At 68.8% G+C, this 24592-nt stretch carries 14 protein-coding genes and 1 pseudogene; 2 read left to right on the forward strand and 13 right to left on the reverse strand.

Annotation, left to right across the window (positions count from 1 at the left end; translation table 11 throughout):
- Positions 1-6 precede the first annotated feature (6 nt).
- The 8 genes from BST28_RS07780 to BST28_RS07815 form a co-directional block, all read right to left on the reverse strand.
- A complete protein-coding gene (locus BST28_RS07780; RefSeq protein ID WP_065288151.1) occupies positions 7-942 on the reverse strand; it encodes a crotonase/enoyl-CoA hydratase family protein in 936 nt (311 codons plus the stop codon).
- Positions 943-984: 42 nt separating this feature from the next.
- Entirely contained in the window at positions 985-2628 is a 1644-nt protein-coding gene (locus BST28_RS07785) for an acyl-CoA dehydrogenase family protein (RefSeq protein WP_019736865.1), read from the reverse strand.
- Between the two features lie 438 nt (positions 2629-3066).
- Entirely contained in the window at positions 3067-3825 is a 759-nt protein-coding gene (locus BST28_RS07790; RefSeq protein WP_029249163.1) for a deoxyribonuclease IV, read from the reverse strand.
- A gap of 418 nt (positions 3826-4243) precedes the next feature.
- Positions 4244-5728 (reverse strand): glutamate-cysteine ligase family protein, encoded by a 1485-nt coding sequence (locus BST28_RS07795; protein ID WP_019736863.1) that lies wholly within the window; start codon positions 5726-5728, stop codon positions 4244-4246.
- 109 nt (positions 5729-5837) lie between these two features.
- Positions 5838-9788 (reverse strand): DNA-directed RNA polymerase subunit beta', encoded by a 3951-nt coding sequence (locus tag BST28_RS07800; RefSeq protein WP_019736862.1) that lies wholly within the window; start codon positions 9786-9788, stop codon positions 5838-5840.
- A gap of 38 nt (positions 9789-9826) precedes the next feature.
- Complete coding sequence (gene rpoB / locus BST28_RS07805; RefSeq protein ID WP_029249161.1) at positions 9827-13381, reverse strand: DNA-directed RNA polymerase subunit beta; 3555 nt, start codon at positions 13379-13381, stop codon at positions 9827-9829.
- Between the two features lie 370 nt (positions 13382-13751).
- Positions 13752-14804 (reverse strand): ABC transporter ATP-binding protein, encoded by a 1053-nt coding sequence (locus BST28_RS07810; protein WP_065288153.1) that lies wholly within the window; start codon positions 14802-14804, stop codon positions 13752-13754.
- 96 nt (positions 14805-14900) lie between these two features.
- On the reverse strand, positions 14901-16430 hold the full coding sequence (locus tag BST28_RS07815; RefSeq protein ID WP_083080617.1) for a carotenoid oxygenase family protein: 1530 nt from the start codon (positions 16428-16430) through the stop codon (positions 14901-14903).
- A 75-nt stretch (positions 16431-16505) separates the two neighbouring features.
- Between BST28_RS07815 and BST28_RS07820 the strand changes: the two genes are divergently transcribed.
- Complete coding sequence (locus tag BST28_RS07820; protein ID WP_420093431.1) at positions 16506-17201, forward strand: TetR/AcrR family transcriptional regulator; 696 nt, start codon at positions 16506-16508, stop codon at positions 17199-17201.
- 52 nt (positions 17202-17253) lie between these two features.
- Here the strand turns inward: BST28_RS07820 and rplL are convergent, their stop codons facing one another.
- From rplL to BST28_RS07835, 3 genes and pseudogenes are all read right to left on the reverse strand, one after another.
- Positions 17254-17646, reverse strand: a complete 393-nt coding sequence (gene rplL, locus BST28_RS07825) for a 50S ribosomal protein L7/L12 (protein WP_019738291.1) — start codon at positions 17644-17646, stop codon at positions 17254-17256.
- A 185-nt stretch (positions 17647-17831) separates the two neighbouring features.
- A pseudogene (gene rplJ / locus BST28_RS07830) lies at positions 17832-18365 on the reverse strand (50S ribosomal protein L10); the annotation flags it as partial.
- A 246-nt stretch (positions 18366-18611) separates the two neighbouring features.
- On the reverse strand, positions 18612-19040 hold the full coding sequence (locus BST28_RS07835; RefSeq protein ID WP_083080589.1) for an anthrone oxygenase family protein: 429 nt from the start codon (positions 19038-19040) through the stop codon (positions 18612-18614).
- A gap of 55 nt (positions 19041-19095) precedes the next feature.
- Between BST28_RS07835 and BST28_RS07840 the strand changes: the two genes are divergently transcribed.
- Positions 19096-19446: a winged helix-turn-helix transcriptional regulator gene (locus tag BST28_RS07840; protein WP_234808225.1), complete on the forward strand. Its 351-nt coding sequence runs from the start codon at positions 19096-19098 to the stop codon at positions 19444-19446.
- Positions 19447-19448: 2 nt separating this feature from the next.
- Here the strand turns inward: BST28_RS07840 and BST28_RS07845 are convergent, their stop codons facing one another.
- Positions 19449-20381 carry an ROK family protein gene (locus tag BST28_RS07845; RefSeq protein WP_083080590.1) on the reverse strand — a complete coding sequence of 311 codons (933 nt, stop codon included), beginning with the start codon at positions 20379-20381 and terminating at the stop codon, positions 19449-19451.
- A complete protein-coding gene (locus BST28_RS07850) occupies positions 20381-24553 on the reverse strand; it encodes a glycoside hydrolase family 38 N-terminal domain-containing protein (RefSeq protein ID WP_083080591.1) in 4173 nt (1390 codons plus the stop codon). Before BST28_RS07850 ends, BST28_RS07845 begins: the two co-directional genes overlap by 1 nt.
- Positions 24554-24592 lie beyond the last annotated feature (39 nt).

The raw sequence follows: 24592 nt of genomic DNA on the forward strand, positions 1-24592 counted from the left end.
GCACGCCTAGACCCCGGATGCCCGTCGGCCGTAGTCCCCGAACGGCTCATCGCGGTGCCGCACCGCGTCGCGGAAACCGTGTGCCACCGCATCGGCGACGAACGCATGCCCCTCCGGGGTGTGCCGTGCCACCCCGTCGAAGACGGTGCTGACCATGCGACTGGTGGCCACGCCCTGTTGCAGCAGCGCGGTGTTGAGCGCGAGCTTGGCCATGATCAACTGGTTGACCGGCATCGCGGCGATGCGGCCGACCAGGCGTTCGGTGCGCTCGTCGAGATCGGCCGGGTCGGGGGCCTCGATGGCCAGCCCCCATTCGGCGGCTTGGGCACCGGTGATGCAATCTCCGGTCAGCAGAAGGCGTTTCGCGCGCTGGTCACCGAGCCGGTGCGCCCACAACCCGGCCGCCGGCACACCCCACACCCGCATCGGCGGATAGCCGATCTTGGCGTCGGAGGCCGCGATCACCTGGTCGGCGTGCAATGCGATGTCGGTGCCACCGGCCACGCAGTAGCCGTGAATCTTGACCACGGTCGGCTTGTCCGCGTGCATCAGCGAGGCGAAACCCCGAACGAAGCGGCTCATCATCTGGTAGTCGATCATCGGATCCCAGGGCTGGTCCGCGCGATGGTTGACCGCCTGAACCTTGCCGTCGAGCACGCTGCCCCGATAGTTCTCGCCGCCGGCCGACGACGATCCTTCGGCGTAGGCGCCCAGGTCGAAGCCCGCGCAGAATCCCTCGCCGCGACCGGACACCAGGATCACATGCACGTTGGGGTCCAGGTCGGCCCGCTCCACCAGGGCCGACAGTTCCAGGGGGGTGTCGGCGGTGATCGCGTTGCCCTTCTCCGGGCGGTTGAAGGTGATCCGGGCGATGCGGTCGGTGACCTCGTAGGTCATCGTCCGCAGGTTGTCGAACTCGACCGGGGCAATGTGGTGCCGCATGTATCGCCTCTCTCGACCGTTGTCGACCCGGTCGATGCCGCCCTACGACCCTTTTACGATGGCACGCTCCAGGATCGGCGCGAGGTCCAGGCCCGCCGGAAGCGTACCGAACGCCCCGCCCCATTGGCCGCCGAATCGGGTCGCCAGGAACGCCTCGGCGACGGCCGGGTGACCGTGGCGCACCAGCAAACCGCCCTGCAGCGCCAGGCAGATGTCCTCGGCGATCTTGCGCGCCTGGTACTGGGCGGTGGCCACGTCGCTGCCCAGGCCCGTCAGTTGGGTCTTCAACGCCTCGACGTGGGCGTCGAGCCGGCGATCCTGCCCGGCGCTCTCGGCCAGTTCGTCAAAGAGCACGGCCACCGAGTCGGGTTGGGTGGCCAGCGCGCGCAGGGTGTCCAGGGCGCTGACGTTGCCCGAACCCTCCCAGATGCCCATCAACGGCGCCTCCCGGTACAGCCGCGGCATCAACGAGTCCTCGATGTAGCCGTTGCCGCCCAGGCATTCCATCGCCTCGGCGGCGTGCGGGGTGGCACGCTTGCAGACCCAGTACTTGGTGGCCGCCAGGCCGATCCGGCGCAGCAGCCCCTCCCGGTCGTCGCCCTGGACCGCCTTGTCGGTGGCGCCGGCCATCCGCATGGTCACCATGGTGGCCGCTTCGGCCTCCACCGCCAGGTCGGCCAGCACGTTACGCATCAGCGGCTGGTCGATCAGGTAGGCGCCGAATGCTTTTCGGTGCTGCGTGTGGTAGATGGCGCGAGCCAGTCCCATCCGCATGCTGGTGGCGCTGCCCAGCGCGCAGTCCAGCCGGGTCAGGTTGACCATCTCGATGATCACCGAGACACCGCGGCCCTCCTCGCCGACCAGCCACGCGGTGGCGCCGTCGTACTCGATCTCACTGGAGGCGTTGGCGTGGTTGCCGAGCTTGTCCTTGAGCCGCTGCAGCCGCATCCGGTTACGGGTGCCGTCGGGCAGCACCCGCGGCAGGAAGAAGCAACTCAGACCGCCGGGCGCCTGGGCCAGCACCAGGAACACGTCGCACATGGGCGCCGAGGTGAACCATTTGTGCCCGGTCAGGGTGTAGCTGCCGTCATCGTTGGGCACCGCCTGTGTCGTGCCCGCGCGCACATCCGAGCCGCCCTGTTTCTCGGTCATCGACATTCCCGCGGTGAGACCGGCTTTGGTGGCGGGCACCTTGAGCACCGGGTCATAGACCCGGCTGGTCAACAGCGGCTCGTAGGTCTTGGACAATTCCTGGTTGTAGCGCAGCGCCGGGATGATCGCGTAGGTCATCGAGATCGGACACATGTGGCCGGGCTCGGCGGTCCACACCCCGGTTAGGGCGGCACGCACCACGTGGGCGCCCGGCCGCGGGTCGGCCCACGGCGCGGCGTGCAGGCCGTGGGCGATCGCGGTGCGCATCAGCTCGTGGTAGGCGGGGTCGTATTCCACTTCGTCGATGCGGTTGCCGACGACGTCGTGGGTGTGCAGGATCGGCCGGTTGCGATCGGCGAGCTCGCCCCAGCGCTGAGTCTGCCTCGAGCCGGAGATCGCACCGAGCTCGGTGACGTCGTCGACGCCCCATTGACCGCCCTCGCGGATGAGCGCCTCGATGAGCACCGGTGACGACGCCGGGTTGTAGCCCTCGAGTGGCAGGACCTGATTGGTGACGATGTGCGTGTCGGCCATAACGCAGTATTACAGTTTTTTCACGCACGCACAACGGATGTAACCGTAGTTATGTCCGGCAAACAAAACGGCGGTCACGGCCCGAGGTCGGGAGGTTCCAGGCCGTGACCGCCGCGTCTAGGGGGCGCCGCGCTAGGGGCTGCTCATTAACGCCACACCGCAACGGTGGCACTCGGTCATCGGGGATCCTCCCGCCGCATTGAACGTGGATGCCGCCCCTACTGGCGAGGCCATAGCAAATTAATAGCACACTACCAACCAGTTGTCATTTGTTTCAAGGGAAAGCAAGTCATACGGATGATTTGGGCACTAATCCACAGTGTTCGGTCTTGGCTGGTGGCCTGCGGGCGGTGGTGACGAAAGGACCGGGCGACAGCGCAGAGCCGCTGAGATTTCCGAAAACACCAGCGCCGGCACGTCTTAACCGGGCCGCCGGAATCAGCTCAGGTTTTCCCGCAGGAAGGCGATATCGGCCTTGCGGCCCTCGTCGGCGGTCTCGCAGATGACCGGGGCGCCGGCGGCCTTGACCACGGCGACCAACAGCTCGGGATCGATCTGGCCGGTGCCGAAGTTGGCGTGGCGGTCCCGGCCGGAGCCCGCGGCATCCTTGGAATCATTGCAGTGCACCAGGTCGATGCGTCCGGTGATGGCCTTGATCCGCTCCACCGCGTCGGCCAGCTCCTCGCCGGCCGCCCAGGTGTGGCAGGTGTCCAGGCAGAACCCGACCCCGGTGTCACCGATGTGGTCCCACAGCCTCGCGATGGTGTCGAAGCGCCGGGCCATCGCGTGCTCACCGCCAGCGGTGTTCTCCAGATACACCGGGACGGTGGTCTCCAGCCGGTCCAGCGCCTTGCGCCAGCGCACGAACCCGGCCTGCTCATCGTCGTCGTCGGCGGTGACGTGTCCGCCGTGCACGATCACCGCGGCAGCGCCGATGTCGGCGGCGGCGTCGCAGGTCTGCTGCAGGACGTTGCGCGAGGGTATGCGCACCCGGTTGTTCGGCGAGGCCACGTTGATCAGATAGGGCGCGTGAACATAGATCGGCAGGTCCGCCTGGCGCAGCCGCTCGGCGTCCTCGCGCGGTTTGGGCGGCTTCCAGCTCTGCGGGTTGCCGAGGAAGATCTGCACCACATCGGCGCCGTCCGCCTCCGCGGCGGCCAACGGGTCAGCCGGGCGCACGTGGGAACCGATCAACACGGCGGTCAGCTTAGTTCGGTGACGATGCCGGCGAGGAACGAGGCGGCTGAGGAGGCGGACCGTTAGGCCAGTTCGGTGACGATGCCGGCGAGGAACGAGGCGGCTTGGGGGCACCCCCAGCCGCGCAGCGGCGAGGGGGCGAGGCGGACCGTTAGGCCAGTTCGATGACGATGCCGGCGAGGAACGAGGCGGCTTGGGGGCACCCCCAGCCGCGCAGCGGCGAGGGGGCGAGGCGGACCGTTAGGCCAGTTCGATGACGATGCCGGCGAGGAACGAGGCGGCTTGGGGGCACCCCCAGCCGCGCAGCGGCGAGGGGGCGAGGCGGACCGTTAGGCCAGTTCGATGACGATGCCGGCGAGGAACGAGGCGGCTTGGGGGCACCCCCAGCCGCGCAGCGGCGAGGGGGCGAGGCGGACCGTTAGGCCAGTTCGGCGAGTTCCCAGGTGTGCACCGGCTCATTGGTGTGCATGTGCGCGCAGTAGCGCCGCAGCATCTCCGCCAGGGCTTCCGGACGGCTCATCCCCTGCGCCTGCAACGCTCCGACCGTCGCCACCTGCCAGGAGGCCCCGTTGCGGCCCGAGGCGACCCGGCCCTCGATGATGCCGAGGTACCGGTCGGACACCTCGGGCGCCACACCCCAGTCGTCGAGACCCTGCCGGGACATCGGAAGCAGTTCGCGCCGGGTGAGCTCCGGCACGCTGACCTCGCCCAGCCCCGGCCAGTGCAGCCGGGCATCGATGCCGTGGCGCGCGGCCGCGCGAAAGTTGTCGTGGGCGGCGGCAAAACTCATCTGGGTCCACAACGGCCGTCGCTCACGGGCCATCCGGCGCAGCAGGCCGTAGTAGAAGACCGCGTTGGCCAGCATGTCGGCGACCGTCGGGCCCGACGGCAGCACCCGGTTCTCCACCCGCAGGTGGGGCCGTCCGTCGACGACGTCGTATACCGGCCGGTTCCACCGGTACACCGTCCCGTTGTGCAGGCGCAGTTCGGCCAGCTGCGGTGTGCGGCCCTGCGCCAGTACGGCGAGCGGATCCTCGTCGGAGATCTCCGGCAGCAGCGACGGGAAATAGCGCACGTTCTCCTCGAACAGGTCGAAGATCGAGGTGATCCACCGTTCGCCGAACCACACGCGCGGTCGTACGCCCTGGTTTTTCAGCTCGTCGGGGCGGGTGTCGGTGGATTGGGCGAACAGCTCGACCCGGGTCTCGGCCCACAGCCGGTGACCGAAGAGGTAGGGCGAATTGGCGCCCAGCGCCAGTTGCGGGCCGGCCAGCACCTGGGCCGCGTTCCAGTGGTCGGCGAACTGCACCGGCGACACCTGGAGGTGTAACTGCATGCTGGTGCACGCCGATTCCGGCGCGATCGTCGCCGCGTGCAGGGTCAGCGGCTCGGGGCCGTCGATGTCGATGGCGAGGTCTTCGCCGCGCGCCGCGAAGATGGAGTCGTTGAGCGCCGCGTACCGGGCCGAATCGCTCATCCAGTCACCGGTCAGGTGCTCGGGCATCAGCGTCGGCAGGATGCCGATCATCACGATGCGCGCTCCGTCGGCGTGGGCCTTGGCCTCGGCGGCATTGAGGCTGGCGCGCACCTCGGCTTCGAGCTCCAGGCCCAGCCGCCCCGGCAGCGGTCGCGGCGGGACGTTGAATTCGATGTTGTAGGCGCCCAGTTCGCGCTGGTAGGCCGGATCGTCGATCGCGGCGAGCACGTCGGCGTTGGCCATCACCGGCCGGTAGTCACCGCCGACCAGATTGGCCTCGATCTCCATACCGGTCAGCGGCTGGTCGCAGTCGAAGCTGGACTGCGCCAGCATCGTCTCGAAAACGTCCAGGCACTGCTGGATCTTGCGCCGGTAGAGCTGGCGCTGGGTGCGACTGTAATCGGTGCGATTGACCTCGTCCCCCATGTAGACGATGCAACCTGCTGGGTCCGGGCGCCGCAACCCGAGAGGCGACGCGACAGCGGTAGAAACGAGAAAAGCCCCGGGCGCACCCGGGGCTTTCCTCGTCGTCGAACTAGCGGTAGTCGCTGTAGCCGTAGTCGTCCAGCGGCACCGCGGCGCCGGTGGCGGCGCCGAAGTCCGGGCTGTAGTACTGATCCTCGTAGGACGGGATCGTGTACGCAGCGGCCCGGGCCTCCTCGGTCGGCTGCACCGCGATGTTGCGGTACCGGTTGATGCCGGTGCCGGCCGGGATCAGCTTGCCGATGATCACGTTCTCCTTCAGACCCTGCAGCTTGTCGCTGCGGCAGTTGATCGCTGCATCGGTCAGCACGCGGGTGGTCTCCTGGAACGACGCCGCCGACAGCCACGAGTCCGTGGCCAGCGACGCCTTGGTGATACCCATCAGCACCGGACGCCCGGCCGCGGGCTCGCCGCCCTCGGCCACCACCCGACGGTTCTCGGTCTCGAACTCGGCCCGCTCGGTCAGCGAACCGGGCAGGAACTCGGTGGCGCCCGAGTCGATGATGGTCACCCGGCGCAGCATCTGCCGGACGATCACCTCGATGTGCTTGTCGTGGATCGACACACCCTGGGCCCGGTAGACCTGCTGGACCTCCTTGACCAGGTGGATCTGCACCTCGCGGGGGCCCTGCACGCGCAGCACCTCGTGCGGGTCGGCCGAGCCCTCCATGAGCTGTTGGCCGACCTCGACGTGGTCGCCGTCGGCCAGCAACCGCTCGGAGCCGTCCTCGTGCTTGAACACCCGCAGCCGCTGGCGCTTGGGCAGCTTGTCGTAGACGACTTCCTCTCCACCGTCATCGGGCACGATGGTGATCTTGTAGAACTTCTCGCCCTCTTCGAGCTGCACCCGCCCGGCGACGTCGGCGATCGGCGCCTTGCCGCGCGGGATGCGGGCCTCGAACAGTTCCTGCACACGGGGCAGACCGCCGGTGATGTCCTCACCGACACCACCCTGGTGGAAGGTGCGCATAGTCAGCTGGGTGCCGGGCTCACCGATGGACTGGGCCGCGACGATGCCGACGGCCTCGCCGATGTCGACCAGCTTGCCGGTGGCCATCGACCGGCCGTAGCAGGTCGCGCAGACGCCGGTCCCGGTGGCACAGGTCAGCACGGAGCGGACCTTCACCTGCGAGATGCCGGCGCCCAGCAGGGCCTCGATCGACGGGTCGCCGAGGTCGTGGCCGCGCTCGATGATGACGTTGCCCTTCTCATCGACCGCGTCGACCGCCAACGTGCGGGCGTACGCCGAGGTCTCGATGAAGGGGTCACGGATCAGCGATCCGTCGGCGGCCACCTCGGCCAGCTCCACCATGATGCCGCGCTCGGTGCCGCAGTCGTGCTCGCGCACGATCACGTCCTGGGACACGTCCACCAGACGACGGGTCAGGTAACCCGAGTCGGCGGTACGCAACGCGGTGTCCGCCAAGCCCTTTCGGGCCCCGTGGGTGTTGATGAAGTACTCCAGCACCGTCAGGCCCTCACGGAAGGAGGACTTGATCGGCCGCGGGATGAACTCACCCTTGGGGTTGGTCACCAGACCCTTCATGCCGGCCAGCGTCCGGGTCTGGGTGAAGTTACCCGTGGCACCGGAGTCGACGATGGTGATGATCGGGTTGTCGGCCGGGTAGTGGTCACGCAGCGCCTGACCCACCTCCTCGGTGGCTTCCTTCCAGATCTCCACCAGCGCCTCGTTGCGCTCGTCGTGGTTGAGAGCGCCACGCTGGAACTGCTTTTCGACCTTGTCGGCGCGCTCTTCGTAGGAGTCGAGGATCTCCTTCTTGCGCGGCGGCACCAGCACGTCGGCCATCGAGACCGTGACCCCCGAACGGGTGGCCCAGTAGAAGCCGGCGTCCTTGAGCTTGTCCACGGTCTGGGCGACCACGATCATCGGGTAGCGCTCGGCCAGGTCGTTGATGATGACGGCCTGAACCTTCTTGTGCATCTGCTTGTTCACGAACGGATACCCGGTCGGCAGCAGCTCGTTGAACATCACCCGGCCCAGCGTGGTCTCGGCCATCCAGGCGTCGCCCGGACGCCAGCCGTTCTCGCCGAACAACTCGGTCTCCACCGCGGCCGGCGGACGCAGCTGGTCGAGGCGCACCTTGATCTTGGCCCGCACCGAGAGTGCACCGCGGTCGACGGCCATGATCGCCTCGGCGGGCGAGGAGTAGACGCCGCTCTCCGGACGGTCCTTGGCTGCCGGGGTGTATTCGCCTGTGTCACCTTCGATCTCGGTGGTCAGGAAGTACAGTCCGGTCACCATGTCCAGTCGCGGCATGGCCAGCGGACGACCCGAGGCCGGCGACAGGATGTTGTTGGACGACAGCATCAGGATGCGGGCTTCGGCCTGCGCCTCGGCGCTCAACGGCAGGTGCACCGCCATCTGGTCGCCGTCGAAGTCGGCGTTGAAGGCCTCACACACCAACGGGTGCAGCTGAATGGCCTTGCCCTCCACCAGCTGCGGCTCGAAGGCCTGGATACCCAGGCGGTGCAGCGTGGGGGCACGGTTGAGCAGCACCGGGTGCTCGGCGATGACCTCTTCGAGGACGTCCCACACCTGGGGGCGCTGCCGCTCCACCATCCGCTTGGCGCTCTTGATGTTCTGCGCGTGGTTGAGGTCGACCAGCCGCTTCATCACGAACGGCTTGAACAGCTCCAGCGCCATCAGCTTGGGCAGACCGCACTGGTGCAGCTTGAGCTGCGGGCCGACCACGATGACCGAACGGCCCGAGTAGTCGACACGCTTGCCGAGCAGGTTCTGCCGGAACCGGCCCTGCTTGCCCTTGAGCAGATCCGACAGCGACTTCAGCGGTCGGTTGCCCGGCCCGGTGACGGGCCGGCCACGACGGCCGTTGTCGAACAGCGCGTCGACGGACTCCTGCAACATCCGCTTCTCGTTGTTGACGATGATCTCGGGAGCGCCGAGGTCGATCAGCCGCTTCAACCGGTTGTTGCGGTTGATGACCCGGCGGTACAGGTCGTTGAGGTCCGACGTGGCGAACCGGCCACCGTCGAGCTGCACCATCGGGCGAAGCTCCGGCGGGATCACCGGCACCGCGTCGAGCACCATGCCCATCGGGGAGTTGCCCGACTGCTGGAACGCCGCGACCACCTTGAGCCGCTTGAGGGCGCGAAGCTTCTTCTGCCCCTTGCCGTTCTTGATGGTGTCGCGCAGCGACTCGGCCTCGGCGTCGATGTCGAAGTTCTCGATCAGCTTCTGGATCGACTCCGCGCCCATCGCACCGGTGAAGTACTCGCCGTAGCGGTCGACCAGCTCGCGGTAGACGGTCTCGTCGACGATCAGCTGCTTGGGAGCCAGCTTGACGAAGGTGTCCCAGATGTTGTCCAGCCGATCCAGCTCACGCTGGGCCCGGTCGCGCAGCTGACGCATCTCGCGCTCACCGCCGTCACGAACCTTGCGGCGCACATCGGCTTTCGCACCCTCGGCCTCCAGCTCGGCCAGGTCGGCCTCGAGCTTCTGGGCGCGGGCCTCCAGGTCGGCGTCGCGCTGGTCCTCGACGGCCTTCTTCTCGACGACCATCTCGGCTTCCAGGGTGGACAGCTCGTTGTGGCGCATCTCGGTGTCGACACTGGTGATCACGTAGGCCGCGAAGTAGATGATCTTCTCGAGGTCCTTGGGCGCCAGGTCCAGCAGGTAGCCCAACCGGGACGGCACGCCCTTGAAGTACCAGATGTGGGTGACCGGGGCGGCCAGTTCGATGTGGCCCATCCGCTCACGACGCACCTTGGCGCGAGTCACCTCGACGCCACAGCGCTCACAGATGATGCCCTTGAAGCGCACGCGCTTGTACTTGCCGCAGTAGCACTCCCAGTCGCGAGTCGGTCCGAAGATCTTCTCGCAGAACAGGCCGTCCTTCTCGGGCTTGAGCGTGCGGTAGTTGATCGTTTCCGGCTTCTTGACCTCACCGTAGGACCATTGCCGGATGTCCTCCGCGGTCGCCAGGCCGATGCGGAGCTCATCGAAGAAGTTGACGTCGAGCACGTAACTCCCTTTCCCCTTGCGGGTTTAGTAGCTGGTAATTAAGCGAGGTCTTCCACCGAGGCGGATTCGTTGCGGGACAAGTTGATTCCCAGATTGGCGGCTGCCCGCTCCAGGTCCTCGTCCTCGCCTTCGCGCAATTCGATCGCCGCACCGTCCTTCGCCAGCACCTCGACGTTGAGGCACAGCGACTGCAGCTCTTTGAGCAACACCTTGAACGACTCCGGAATACCGGGTTCGGGGATGTTCTCGCCCTTGACGATCGCCTCGTAGACCTTGACCCGGCCGACGGTGTCGTCGGACTTGATGGTCAACAGCTCCTGCAGCGTGTACGCCGCACCGTAGGCCTGCATGGCCCAGCACTCCATCTCACCGAACCGCTGGCCACCGAACTGCGCCTTACCGCCCAGCGGCTGCTGGGTGATCATCGAGTACGGACCGGTGGAGCGCGCGTGGATCTTGTCGTCCACCAGGTGGTGCAGCTTCATGATGTACATGTAGCCGACGGTCACCGGGTACGGGAACGGCTCACCGGAGCGGCCGTCGAACAGCATCGCCTTGCCGTCGCCGTTGACCATGACCTCGCCGTCGCGGTTGGGCAGCGTCGATGACAGCAGGCCCTGCAGCTCGGCCTCCTGAGCGCCGTCGAACACCGGGGTCGCGGTGCGCGTGTCGGGACCAGCGGAGTACAGCTTCTCGGGAAGCTGATCCGCCCAGTCCGGCACGCCGGCCGCCACATCGATGTTCCAACCGGTCTTGGCGATCCAGCCCAGGTGAGTCTCCAGGATCTGACCGATGTTCATCCGTCGCGGCACACCGTGGGTGTTCAAGATGATGTCGACCGGCGTGCCGTCCGGCAGGAACGGCATGTCCTCGACCGGCAGGATCTTGCCGATGACGCCCTTGTTGCCGTGGCGGCCGGCCAGCTTGTCACCGTCGGAGATCTTGCGCTTCTGCGCGACATAGACGCGCACCAGCTCGTTGACCCCGGCGGGCAGCTCGTCGTCGTCCTCGCGGGAGAACACCCGGATGCCGATGACCTTGCCCGACTCACCGTGCGGCACCTTCAGCGAGGTGTCGCGGACTTCGCGGGCCTTCTCACCGAAGATGGCACGCAGCAGCCGCTCCTCGGGGGTCAGCTCGGTCTCACCCTTGGGCGTGACCTTGCCGACCAGGATGTCGCCGTCGCGGACCTCGGCGCCGATGCGGACGATGCCGCGCTCGTCGAGGTCAGCCAGCACCTCATCGGAGACGTTCGGGATGTCCCTGGTGATCTCCTCGGCGCCCAGCTTGGTGTCGCGAGCGTCGATCTCGTGCTCCTCGATGTGGATCGAGGTCAGCACGTCCTCCTCCACGAGCCGCTGGCTCAGGATGATGGCGTCCTCGTAGTTGTGGCCTTCCCACGGCATGATCGCCACGAGCAGGTTCTTGCCCAGGGCCATCTCGCCGTTGTCGGTGCACGGGCCGTCCGCGATCACCTGGCCGGCCTCGACACGCTGGCCGGCGTCGACGATCGGACGCTGGTTGGCGCAGGTGCCGTGGTTGGATCGGTTGAACTTGCGCATCCGGTAGGTCTGCCGGGTGCCGTCGTCGGCCATCACCGTGATGTAGTCGGCGGAGACCTCCTCGATGACGCCGGTCTTGTCGGCGACGATCACGTCGCCGGCGTCGATCGCGGCCCGCAGCTCCATGCCGGTGCCCACCAGCGGCGCCTCGCTACGCACCAGCGGAACCGCCTGGCGCTGCATGTTGGCGCCCATCAGGGCCCGGTTGGCGTCGTCGTGCTCGAGGAACGGGATCATGGCCGTGGCCACCGACACCATCTGGCGCGGCGAGACGTCCATGTAGTCGACCTCGTCCGACGACACGTACTCGACCTCGCCGCCCTTGCGGCGCACCAGAACCCGCTCCTCGGCGAAGCGGCCGTCCCCCTCCAGCGGCGAGTTGGCCTGCGCCACGACGTGGCGGTCCTCCTCGTCGGCGGTCAGGTAGTGGATCTCATCGGTGACCACACCGCCGGCCACCTTGCGGTAGGGCGTCTCGATGAAGCCGAACGGGTTGACCCGCGCATAGGTCGCCAGCGACCCGATCAGACCGATGTTGGGGCCTTCCGGGGTCTCGATCGGACACATCCGGCCGTAGTGGGACGGGTGCACGTCACGAACTTCCAGCCCGGCCCGCTCACGCGACAGACCGCCCGGCCCCAGCGCCGACAGGCGGCGCTTGTGGGTCAGACCCGACAGCGGGTTGTTCTGGTCCATGAACTGGGAGAGCTGGCTGGTGCCGAAGAACTCCTTGATCGCGGCGACCACCGGGCGGATGTTGATCAGGGTCTGCGGCGTGATGGCCTCGACGTCCTGGGTGGTCATCCGCTCGCGGACCACGCGCTCCATCCGGGACAGCCCGACCCGGATCTGGTTCTGGATCAGCTCGCCCACGGTGCGCAGCCGCCGGTTGCCGAAGTGGTCGATGTCGTCGACCTCGACGGGCACCTCGACGCCGCCGGGCACCGTCATGGTGCCGGGCTGGCCGTCCTGAGCGGCCTGGTGCAGCCGCACCAGGTACTCGATGGTGGCCACGATGTCCTCTTCGGTCAGCGTGGTCGGCGACGACTCCACGTCGGCGGGCGCGGCCGGCAGGCCCAGCTTCTTGTTGATCTTGTAGCGACCCACCCGGGCCAGGTCGTAGCGCTTCTCCTTGAAGAACAAGTTCTCCAGCAGGGTCTGCGCGGACTCCTTGGTGGGGGGCTCGCCCGGACGCAGCTTGCGGTAGATGTCCAGCAGCGCCTCGTCGGAGTTGGCGGCGTTGTCCTTCTCCAGCGTCGACATCATGATCTCGGAGAAGCCGAAGCGCTCCCGGATGGCCTCGCTGGTCCAGCCCAGCGCCTTGAGCAGCACGGTGACCGGCTGGCGGCGCTTGCGGTCGATACGGACGCCGACCAGGTCGCGCTTGTCGACGTCGAACTCCAGCCAGGCGCCGCGGCCCGGGATCACCTTGACCGAGTGCAGCGTCTTCTCGGTGGACTTGTCGATGCTGGCGTCGAAGTACACGCCCGGCGAGCGCACCAGCTGGGAGACGACGACACGCTCGGTGCCGTTGATGATGAAGGTGCCCTTCTCGGTCATCATCGGGAAGTCACCCATGAACACCGTCTGGCTCTTGATCTCACCGGTGTTGTTGTTGATGAACTCCGCGGTGACGAACAGCGGCGCGGCGTAGGTCATGTCCTTGTCGCGGCACTCCTCTACCGGCGCCTTGACCTCGTCAAAGCGCGGGTCGGAGAACGACAGCGACATCGAGCCGGAGAAGTCCTCGATCGGCGACAGCTCCTCGAGCACGTCTTCGAGGCCGCCCTTGGGGGTCGCGCCGGTCAGCTTGGTGACCTTCTCACGCCACTCCGGCGCGCCGATCAGCCACTGGAACGAGTCGGTCTGAATATCGAGCAGACCCGGAACCTCAAGCGGCTCGCGCAGCTTGGCGAAGGAGATCCGGTTGGGAGCCCCGGGCACGGAACTGTTGGGGGAATTTTGGGTGGTAGTACCTGAAGCGTTCTTCTTGCTCTGGCGGGAGACTGCCAAGATGCATCCTTCCAGCACCTAATGCGGCCAGCGGGTCCCGGCTGACACCAGACCCCGTTCGCTGCGAATATCGACCGTTGGTTCGGCTGGCGGACGCTCTAGTCCGGTCTCACGCACAGCCGAACCACGACGTCACAAGCCTTGAACGAGCCGACGAACGCGACTCAGGCTGGTACTGCGGGGTCGGGTGCGGGTAAGGGTGGGCAGGAGGAAGCCAGCGCAACGTCCAACAATAGCGCAGGCTCACGCAATCCTCAACTGCAGCATCCCGGGGCCCTATCGGTGCTGGCTGGCCTCCGCCGAGCCCCCGCACAAATACTGGTGACCAGATTGGACCGTTTACGTCCGTCCGTCAAGAGCTGACACGGTGCGGGGCGGCAGTCAGGAGTCAGCCCGGCGGGGTCTGGAGCGACGCGGTGGGAGCTTCGTCGGCTTCGGGGAACTCGTGCACCGCGTACTTGTGGGTGCCTTCGAGTTCGTCGCGGATGGCGGCCTGGGCGTTGGGCGGCAGGGTGTGCAGGATCTCGCGCACCCGCGCCTTACGCCGCGCCACCGCCTTGCGCTCGGGCATACCGGGAGTCGCGCTGAGCTGCGGCGGAACCCCGAAGACCTCCTCGACACCGCCATCGCTTTGGCCGGCCGCCATCATGGCCTCCTCAGCCGCGGCGGTCGCCTGGTCCTTCTCCTCGGACATACCGATTGGGCCGATACGCCGGCCGTTGAGGAACTGCCGCACCACCGGCTCCTCGGACGTCAGCAGCACCTCACGCGGACCGAACATCACCAGCTGCTTACGGAACAACATGCCCATGTTGTCCGGCACGGTGCGGGCGATGTTGATGTTGTGCGTGACGATCAAGATGGTGGCGTCGATCTGGGCGTTGATGTCGATCAACAGCTGGCTCAGATACGCCGTACGAACCGGGTCCAGACCCGAGTCGGGCTCGTCGCACAAGATGATCTGCGGGTCGAGCACCAGCGCACGGGCCAGCCCGGCACGCTTGCGCATACCACCGGATATCTCACCCGGGAACTTATAGCCGTCGTTGGGCATACCCACCAGTTCGAGCTTCTCCATGACGATGTCACGGATCTCTTTCTCACTCTTCTTGGTGTGCTCACGCAGCGGGAAGGCGGTGTTGTCGTAGATGTTCATCGACCCGAACAGGGCACCGTCCTGAAACAGCACCCCGAACAGCGTGCGGATCTCGTAGAGCTCCTTGGCCGAACACTGCAGGATGTCGGTGCCGTCGATGACGATCGAGCCGCGCTCCGGACGCAACAGGCCGATCAGCGACTTCAAGAACACCGACTTGCCGGTACCCGACGGGCCCAGCAGGACGCTGACCTCCCCCTCGGGAATCGTCATCGTGACGTCTTCCCAAATCCGGGCAGAACCGAAGGACTTCGTCAGCCCCTGTACATCGATGGCGACACCCATTAGTGAGGTCCTTCCGCAACTCTTGGTCGTGCCACTCTCCCCTTTGTGGCTTGGGCCACTGTAGCGCACCGGTGCGACCCGTAACGCGTGTCCGCCTCACTCAGCCGGTGTCCAGTTTCCGTGGAAGCCCATCGGCACCCGTTGCGGCAGGTGGACGGTGGCCACGGTCTCACAGGTCGCGGCGTCGAGGATCAGCAGTTGGCCCTCGTCCGCGCCGCGATGGTGACCCATGCCGATCAGGATTCCGTCGTCTTCGTCGGTGCCGCCGGGACGCGGAACGAAGGACATCTCACCCAGCACCAGTTGCGGGTCGAGGCCGGCCGTCGTACTCGTCCCGGTGGCGTAGTCGTGCTTGTACAGCGCCGTCGACATCTCCGCCCGGGTGCCGCCGATGAAGCCACCGTTGATCCCGACGGTGTAGCCGAAGCGGTGTTTGCCGCCCAGCAGGGTCTCGTTGATCCGGGGGAACTCCTGCGGCCGGTCGTCGCGGGCCTCGGTGCTCACCGCGCCGGTGTCCAGGTTGATCGTCCAGCGGTCCAGCCTGGGCGGGGCGTCGCCCGGCCCGCGCCGGTCGGCGTCGAAGACCTTCGCGTAGCGCACCACGTCGAGTACCAGCATTTCCTGTCCGGCCGGCGTGACCTCGGAGTAGGCGTTGACCGGGTGGAAGACGTAGCACGGTTCGACGTCGAACCACCGCACCTGCGCTTCCCCCGCCCGGACCCATCCCTGGGCTTCGCCCTCGCGCGGCATCACTCCGATGCGCGCTGGATAGTCCGCATTCCACGAGTACGGCAGCCCGCCCGGCGGCCGGCTGTCGCGATTGACCATCGCGGTGATCGGGCTGGGCATCCGAACCCTGCCGACCAGGCTGCTCAACACCATCCGCGCGGGCGCCTTGAGCCAGCGGGGCATGCTCACCGGCAACACCTGCGCCGAGTCGAAGGTGACCGGTAGGTCATAGACCACGACGTACTTCTCGGTCAGGGAGAAGTCGTGCATCATCGGCGAGCCGGTGACTTCGATGTCGACGGTGCGGCGGGCTCGGCCGGCGTTGTCGATCACCGAGTACTGCACGGTGTTGCCCCTGGCGAAGGAGTACGACACGGCGTGCAGCTCGCCGGTGACCGGGTCGCGGTGCGGGTGTGCGGTGTAGCCGCCCGTCAGGGTGCCGTCGAAGTCGCAGGTTCCCACCGTGTCGAGGTCTTCGGTGAGTTCGTAGTTGGCCACGCCGCCTTCCACCAGCGCCAGCGTCTTGCCGGCGTGGCCGAGCACGTTGGTGTTGGGTCCGACGGACTGCATCCCGGCCCGGACGTCGATTCGGGCCGGTAGCGGTTCGCCCAGCGCGGCGCAGACCGCCGGGGTGCGCACCCAGCGGTTGCGGTACCAGCGGGCGCGGCCGTCGGACAGCGCGACGCCGTGCACCATCGGGTCGCCGGTGAACCAGTGGTAGGTGGCCGGGTCGACCTCGGCGACCGGATTGGGCCCGTTGCGCAGGTAGCGGCCGTCGAGGTAGTCCGGGATCTGCCCGGTCACCCGCAGGTCGGTGGCCGTCACCTCGGTGGGCACGGGCCCCATGACGTCTTCCAGGTATGGGTTCGCCGCCGGCGTGGTCCGGCTCGTGGTGATGGCCATCAGATCTCCTATAACAACGTTATTTCAATGTTATGGCTACCGTACGCCGGTTGTGAAACGATGGCAACCGTGACGTCGCAGCCGGAACGCACCGTCCGTGATGAGTTGCTGCACGCGGCCGTCGGGCTGCTCGACGCGCACGGACCCGACGCGCTGCAGGCCCGCAAGGTGGCCGCCGCGGCCGGAACCTCGACGATGGCGGTCTACACCCATTTCGGCGGCATGCCTCAGCTGATCGCGGCCGTCACCGAGGAGGGCCTGCGCCAGTTCGATGCGGCGCTGACGGTCCCGCTCACCGATGATCCGGTGGCCGACCTGCTGGCCACCGGGATGGCCTATCGCGACTTCGCCATCGCGCGGCCCCACCTGTACCGGCTGATGTTCGGCAGCACCAGTGCGGGCGGCATCAACGCGCCGGCCCTCAACATGCTCACGCTGAGCCTGGCGCAGATCGGCGACCACATCCCCAGCTTCGCCCACGTGGTCCGCGGCGTACACCGATCGATGCAGGCGGGCCGGATCAGGGCGGCACCGAACGGCTCGGCCGCGTCGGACGCCCAGGTAGTGGCGACCGCGGCGCAGTTCTGGACGGTGATGCACGGCTTCGTGATGTTGGAGCTGGCCGGTTTCTTCGGCGACTCCCACGACCCGGCGATGGCGGTGGGGCCGGTGCTGGGCCCGATGACGACCGGCCTGTTGGTGGCCCTCGGCGACAGCCCCGAGCGGGTGGCGCAGTCGCTGGCCGCGGTCAGCGACCGGACCTGAATAGCGCAAACCCCCGGGAGCCGGGCGGCTTCCGGGGGTTTGGGCGTAGGAACTACTTGACGGTGACGGTGGCGCCGGCAGCCTCGAGCTTGGCCTTGGCCTCCTCGGCGGCCTCCTTGGCGACCTTCTCCAGCAGCGGCTTGGGCGCGCTGTCGACCAGGTCCTTGGCCTCCTTGAGGCCCAGGCCGGACACGACCTCGCGGACCACCTTGATCACGCCGATCTTCTTGTCGCCGGCCGACTCCAGGATGACGTCGAACTCGGACTGCTCCTCGCCGGCCTCAGCGGCGGCCGGGGCACCGCCCGGGGCGGCGGCGGCAACGGCGACCGGAGCCGCAGCGGTGACGTCGAAGGTCTCCTCGAACTTCTTCACGAAGTCCGACAGCTCCAGCAGGGTCATCTCCTTGAAGACGTCCAGCAGCTCGTCGGTGGAAATTTTGGCCATGATTTCGGTCCTTTCTGATTCCGGTTAGGAAGTTGGGGTTTGGGGTTGACGGGTTATTCGGCAGCGTCGGCCGGGGCCTCGGCGGTCTCCGCCGGAGCCTCGGTCTCCGCCGGAGCCTCGGTCTCCGCCGGAGCCTCGGTCTCCGCCGGAGCCTCGGTCTCCGCGGGAGCCTCGGCAGCCGGGGCCTCGGCGGCCGGGGCGGCCTCGGCGGGCTTCTTCTCCTGCAGCGCCGCGGCCAGGCGGGCCATCTGCGACGCCGGGGCGGCGAACAGGCCGGCCGCCTTGGACAGGTTGGCCTTCATGGCACCGGCCATCTTGGCCAGCAGCACCTCGCGCGACTCCAGGTCGGCGATGCGCTCCACCTCTGCGACGGTCAGCGCGTGACCGTCCATGTAGCCGCCCTTGATGACCAGCGCCTTGTGGTCCTTGGCGAACTTCTTGATGGCCTTGGCGGCGTCGACCGGCTCACCCTGGACGAACGCGATCGCCGTCGGGCCGGTGAACAGGTCGTCGAGGCCCTCGAGCCCGGCCTCGGCCGCGGCCCGCTTGACCAGCGTGTTCTTCGCCACCGTGTAGGTGGCCGAGCCGGCCAGCGAACGCCGCAACTCCGCCAGGTTCGCCACCGTCAGACCGCGATACTCGGTGATCACGGTGGCGGTCGCGTCGTTGAACTGCTCGACGATGTCCGCGACGGCGGTGGCCTTGTCAGCCCGCGCCATGCATACCTCCTCGGTGTCGCTGTAGGTGTCTCGGTGACCCACCCGGGAAATGACGAACGCCCCGACGCAGGAAGCGGTCGGGGCGTCACACATGCGGTGCCGGCTGGGCCGGTGCCTCGTCCTCCTGCGTGGGCCGCCGGGATGTTCCCGGACCTTCAACCGATTGCTCGGTGACCGACGGTCTTCGGTGGATCGGGACACACCATAGCGTGACTGGTGGCGATCAGCCAAAACGACGGCCGCCGCTCAGGCGTTCAGTGCGCCGATCGCCAGCAAGACGAACATCGCGGCCAGCATGGCCACCCGCAACCCGTGCAGCCGGTCCCAGCGCACCACGAGCGGGCGGGAGACCTCACCGGCTCCGATGCGGTTGTTGATCGGCACCATCAGGGTCACCGTCATCAGCACGACGACGGCCATCAGGCCCAGGCCGGTACCGATCAGCCAGCGCTGCGAGCCGGCGACAACGACGACGGCCCCCAGCAGCGCAGCCGAGGCCAGGTACCAGAACGGCATCACCCGCCCGAGCAGCCGGGCGGCGTCACCGCGGGCGGCCCGGAACGCGTCGCCGTCTAGGCGCCCGAGAATCGGGTGCAGGAACGCCGCCACGGCGAACTCCGCGCCCACCAGGGTCCCGGCCATCGATATCGCAAGAATCCAGACAATCTCCGTCATGGCGTCGACCCTGACAGGTATGCTGACAAAAAACAAGGTACTGACAATTTTGGCAGTGGTAGAGGGTCTGGTGGCGGTATCGAAGAAGGAAGTCGGCGACTGCCCGATCGACGCCGCGCTGTCGGTGATCGACGGCCGCTGGAAGGGCACCATCCTGTGGCGGCTCACCGATGGTCCGATGCGCACCGCCGAGTTGCGGCGCAGCATCCCGGGGATCACCGAGCGGATGCTGATCCGCCATCTGCACGAGCTGGTCGCCGACGGCATCATCGACCGCCACGATGCGGGCACCGTGCCGCCGTGCGTGCACTATTCGATCTCCGACTACGGGAGGACGCTGGCGCCGGTGCTCGAGGCGCTGTGCGAGTGGGGCCGCGGGCACATGACCCGCGGGGCGGCCGGCTGAGACTAGGCCAGCCCCGCGAGCACGGCCGCCCCCACCAGCCCGGCGTCGCCGCCGAGTTCGGCGGGCACCACCTGCAGCCCGGTCAGGAAGTCCAGCCGCGCGTATTCGGATAACGCCGCCCGCAGCGGATCGAACAGCAGCGCACCGGATTTCGCGACTCCCCCACCGATCACCACCAGGTCCAAATCGCAGACGGCGGCCACCGAGGCGATCATCGCGGCCAGCGCGTCGGTGCCGCGCCGGAACGCAGCCAGCGCCACCGGGTCACCACTTTCGGCGGCCGCGGCCAGCGCCCTGGCGTCGACGACGCCCGCGCCGCGCTGCTCCGGCGTCCAGCCGTTGGTCAGCGCCCAGCGCACCATCGCCGGGCCGGCGGAGATGGTCTCCACACAGCCCCGGCCCCCACAGCGGCACGGTTCGCCCGCGGTGTCGACGACGACGTGCCCGACGTGCCCGGCGTTGCCGGTGCGGCCGTGGAAGGGTGCGCCGTCGAGTACCAGCCCACCACCCACCCCGGTCGAGACGACCATGCCGAGCATCGATCGCGTCAAGCGTCCGGCCCCGTGCCGGTGTTCGCCCAGGGCCATGCAGACGCCGTCGCCGCCCAAGGCGACCGGCACCCCGGGCACCGCGGCGGCCACCCGGTCACGCAGGCCGAAGCCGCGCCAGCCCGGGATGTTGATCGGGCTGACCGTGCCGGCGTTCACGTCGACCGGCCCGGCCGAGCCGATCCCGACCGCGCCGACCCGCCCACCGGCGCGGGCCAGCACGTCGTCGAGCAACTCGGTCACCACCGTCCACACCGTCTCGGCGCCCTGGTCGGCGCGGGTGGGCCGGGTGGCGGTGTAGATCAGTGCTCCGTCGGCGCCGACCAGCCCGGCGGCGATCTTGGTGCCGCCGATGTCGAGCGCGAGGGTCGCAGGGGTGTCGCTCATCAGTCGACCCCGGCCGTCTCGGCGGCCGGCACCGTGACCCGTACCGCCGGTGAGTACACCAGCGCGCCCGCGCCGCCGACCCGGACCAGCGCCCACCAGGTTCCGGCCTGCACCCACACCGGCGGGCTCAGCGTGAACGCGATCTCGACGCAGCCGCGCGCCGGGACCAGCGCGCCGACCGCGGCCGGCCCGGACCACTCCCAGGTGCCCCACGGGCTGATCAGGTGCGCCTCGACGGCCAGGTCGGCGTGGGCGTCGGTGCCGACGATCACGCTCAGGCGCGCCGTTCGCCCGGCGCTCACCTCGACGTCGGACGGGCCGTCGACGTAGAGCAGCCGGCCGGGTCCCGGGTCGCCGACGCGCACCACCGCCACATCTTCGACCGGCTGCCGCCAGGACCGCGGCACGTCCCCGGTGAGATCGAGCCGGGCGCGAATCGGATAGAGCCCCGGCGCTGCCTCGGGCGGGACACGCACCGCCACCGGGGTGATGGTGTGCTGCCCGGCCGCCAGCCGCACCGGGTGCTCCCCGGGCGTGGCCGTCCAGCCGGCCGGGCACGCCAGCGTCACCGCGCCGGCCAGGGCCGCATCGACGCTGTCACTGGCCACGCTCAGCTGAAGGCTCACCCGGCCGCCCGGATCCGCGTCCAGCCGATGCGGGTGCAGCGCCGGGGTCACCGGCAGCCCGCCCAGCGGCGCCGGCCCGCGGTTGTGCAGCCAGTAGCGGGCATACAGCGGCTGGGCGGCTTCGGCCTCGGGCGCCAGGCGGTGGCCGGCCCCCACGCGTTCGACATCCAGCCGGGCGGTGACCGTGGCGATCTCGAAGCCGTGCAACCGATTCGGGTCGGGGTGTTCGCGCGGCTGCTCGAGCAGGTCGGCGCGGCCCAGCACGCGCACCTCACCCAGGTCGCTGCCCAGCGCGACGGCGGCGTCCGCCCCGCGGGTCTCCACCAGCCGCAGGGTGACGGTGTTGGGGTCGACCGGTGCTGCGCTGCCGCGCGCCGTGGGGTTGCCGGCCGCCTTGAGCGCCCCCAGGCTCACCGCGTCGGCGGGCTCGACGCGCAACAGCGAGCCGCTGGCCGGCAGCGGGCCGTCACCGCCGGACACCGCGACGGCCCGCAGCGGGTCGGCGAACTCCGCAGCCCGCGCCGGGATGTTCGCCTGCCGCCAGTCACCGTCGCCGGCCACCAGCGCGTAGTCGAAGGTGTGTGTCCAATGCTGCAGCGCAAAGGCGCTGCCGTCGGGTGCGGTGCGGCGCGGGTCGTCGGTCCAGGCCGCCGACGGCCAGCCGGTGCAGGACCGCAGCAGTGCGGTGTGCAGCGTGCCGGCGGTGTCGACGGCGAAGCTGGGCACGCCGCGGTTGACCAGGGCGACGGTGCACGACTCGAACGGCCCCATCTCCGCCGGGACCCGCTGATCGACGGTAATCTGCGCGTCGGCCAATTCCTCGCTGACCCGGGCGATCTCGGCCGCCAGAGCCGCGTCGTCACGGGCGGCGATCACCAGCACCGGCAGGGCGCGCGGGCCGCTCAGGTCGGCACCGGGAACCCAGACCTCGGCGAGGGGTTTCTCCGCGGGCACCCACACCCGGGCCCGGCCGTGCGCGGCCAGCTGCCGCTGCAACTCGCCGGTGTAGGCGGGATCGGCAGCGGCCAGCACCACCTTGGTGAACGCGTTGCCGTCGGGTCCGCCCACCGCGATCCGCACGTCCGGCAGGTTGGAATCGACGGCGAGGTCGCCGTAGCGGGGCCCGTCGTCGCGCGAACAGGTGGCGGTGACACCGGCGCGCACCAGCGCGACCATCAGTTCCCGCGGCGCCGAGCCGATCACCTCGGCCACCGACACCGCCCGGCTGCCGTCGCCGACGCTGATCCGCGCGGTTGCCGACAGCCCGAACCAGCTGTTGGCGGGGGTGTCCAGGGTCCGTGGGTACTGCGCGGTGTCCACCGAGCGTCCACTGGGCTCGTGCAGCAGGCCGAAGCCGCGGCCGATGACGGCGTCGGCGACCTCGGCGACCGGCAGCGCGCCGGGCACCGGGCAGGGCCAGCGCAGCCGCAGCAGGTGGTCGGCGCCGGTGAACTCGTCGATGGTGGTGCGGCAGTCCACCCGGTTCACCCCGTGCCAGAGCGTCAGGGTCTGGGTGTACGCGAGTACGTTGCGGATCCGTCCCGAGACCACCAGCCGCTCCCCCAGCGGTCCGCGGTAGGCCTGCACCGTCACGTCGCGGGCGACCGCGGAGGTGAACAGGTTGCCGCTGGGCACCAGATGCCAAGGGCCCTCGCCGGATTGGGGATGCTTGGGGTACTCGTCGTAGACGGCGAGCTGGTTGCCCAGCCCGCCCTCGATGATCATCTCCCGGCCGGCGCACCGCCACGACGCGATGCCGCCGCCGCGGTCCGGGTCGGCGGTCAGCCGGTGGTGCTCGTTGCCGATGCGTGTGCCGGGGATGGGCTGCCAGCGCTGCGGGCTGTCGGCGCGGACCAGGCGGTAGGCCCGCCAGCCCAGCGACGGCAGGTCGCGGGCCAACCAGCTGACCGTGCTGCCGTCGTGTTCGACGTGGCCGGCGAGCTCGGTTCCGTCGGCGTCGATCACGCGCACCCCGGCCGACAGCGGGGTCGCCAGGTGCACGGTGACCACGTCGGTGCGGTCGTGCGCCGCCGGGTTCCACACCACGGCGCTGTGACCGTCGGCGGCGGTTCGCACCAACCCCGACAGCAGCGCCAGGGCGTTGTCGCGGACGTCGGTGCCCAGCTGCCAGGCGTCGCGCCAGCCGGTGAGCAGGTCCAGGTAGACCTGGTCGGCCTCCGAGCCGGTGATGGCGTCGTGGTGGGAGCCGTAGCACAGCTGCGCCCAGGCCTTGGCCAGCGCCGCCTCCGGGTAGGGCGCCCCGGTCAGCGCGGCGGCGAAGACCGCGAAACGCTCGGCGGACAGCAGCGCCCGTTCGGCGGCCCGGTTGGCCTGCTTGGTGTCGATGTAGGAGACGTGGCAGCCGGTGTAGATCGGGTTCATGTCGCGGGTCTGCGGGGACGGGTCCTCGCCGCGCCGCGCCAGTTCGGCGCGCACCGCGGCGAAGAACTCACGCGGCAGGGCGCAGATGAACTTCGGCCAGGTGTAGCGGGTGTTCCAGTCCCGGTGGATCTCGGTGATCCAGCGGTTCGGCGGGGTGAAGTCGGTGCCCACCGGCAGCAGCACATTGCGGGTGACGGCGACCTTCTTCATCTCGGTGAACAACCGGTAGACGTCGTCCTCGGCGCCGGCCAGCGACTCCTGCGCGTCCATCCACCAGCCCGCCGCGTAGTGCGCCGGCATGTAGTGGGTCAGCAGGCCGCGCCCGGACGGCGAGATCCATTCGAACTCGGAGGCGAACTGCATGCGGCGCGGATCGCCCCGGTCGGCCATCGGCCCCCACTGGTGAAACGGTCCGCGCGCCCAGGCGCTGGAGCTCAGCCCGGCGTCGGCCACCATCCCCGGGAACTGCGGGTCGTGCCCGAACACGTCGAGCTGCCAGGCCGTCGCCGGCGATGCGCCCAGGATGTCACGCTGAAAACCTATGCCCGCCACCAGATTCCGAATCGTCGTCTCGGCGTCGGTGAGGTTGGTCGACGGCTCGTTGTAGGTGCCTCCCATCACCTCGACCCGGCCTTGGGCGATCAGCCGGCGCAGTTCGGCGCGGTCTTGCGGGTGAGTGTCCCAGTACGGCTTGAGGTAGTCGACCTCGGCGACGACGAACTTGTAGTCGGGGTTGGCCCGCGCCCAGTCCAGGTGGGCGCGCACCAGGGCGATGCCGTTGGTCTGCCGGCATGCGCCGAGTGGGTGCTCGGTCCAGGCACTGGTGTAGTTGGCCTGGGTGTTCCACCACACCGGGTCGTAGTGGAAGTGCCCGACCATGAACATCGTCCAGCCGGGTTCGGCCACGGTGAAGGTGAATCCGAAAGGCTCGGCGCCGTCGACGCGGGCGGCGAGTCGCCGGCCCGGCACCGGGTCCTCGACGGTCACGGGCACCTCGACGACGCCGCTTCCGGGTTGCGCGACGGCGTCCCCGGCCAGGCCGTCACCCGCTATCCGCACCGGCGTCGGCGTGGCGGCGTCACGGTAGTCGACGCGGACCAGTTGCACGGGCGCATCGGCCGGCCCGACGAATTTCTCGGTCGATTCGGCGGAGATGACCTGCATGTCCCCAACCTACGGATGTGCGCGCGCCGCACGGCGCCT

Origin of the sequence: Mycolicibacter kumamotonensis (assembly GCF_002086285.1) — a bacterium.
GTDB lineage: Bacteria > Actinomycetota > Actinomycetes > Mycobacteriales > Mycobacteriaceae > Mycobacterium > Mycobacterium kumamotonense.

Coding starts and splice junctions, on each gene's coding strand:
- BST28_RS07780 (WP_065288151.1), bottom strand. CDS start 942: ATGCGGCACCACATTGCCCCGGTCGAGTTCGACAACCTGCGGACGATG.
- BST28_RS07850 (WP_083080591.1), bottom strand. CDS start 24,553: ATGCAGGTCATCTCCGCCGAATCGACCGAGAAATTCGTCGGGCCGGCC.
- BST28_RS07785 (WP_019736865.1), bottom strand. CDS start 2,628: ATGGCCGACACGCACATCGTCACCAATCAGGTCCTGCCACTCGAGGGC.
- BST28_RS07845 (WP_083080590.1), bottom strand. CDS start 20,381: ATGAGCGACACCCCTGCGACCCTCGCGCTCGACATCGGCGGCACCAAG.
- BST28_RS07795 (WP_019736863.1), bottom strand. CDS start 5,728: ATGGGGGACGAGGTCAATCGCACCGATTACAGTCGCACCCAGCGCCAG.
- BST28_RS07810 (WP_065288153.1), bottom strand. CDS start 14,804: ATGGGTGTCGCCATCGATGTACAGGGGCTGACGAAGTCCTTCGGTTCT.
- rplL (WP_019738291.1), bottom strand. CDS start 17,646: ATGGCCAAAATTTCCACCGACGAGCTGCTGGACGTCTTCAAGGAGATG.
- BST28_RS07835 (WP_083080589.1), bottom strand. CDS start 19,040: ATGACGGAGATTGTCTGGATTCTTGCGATATCGATGGCCGGGACCCTG.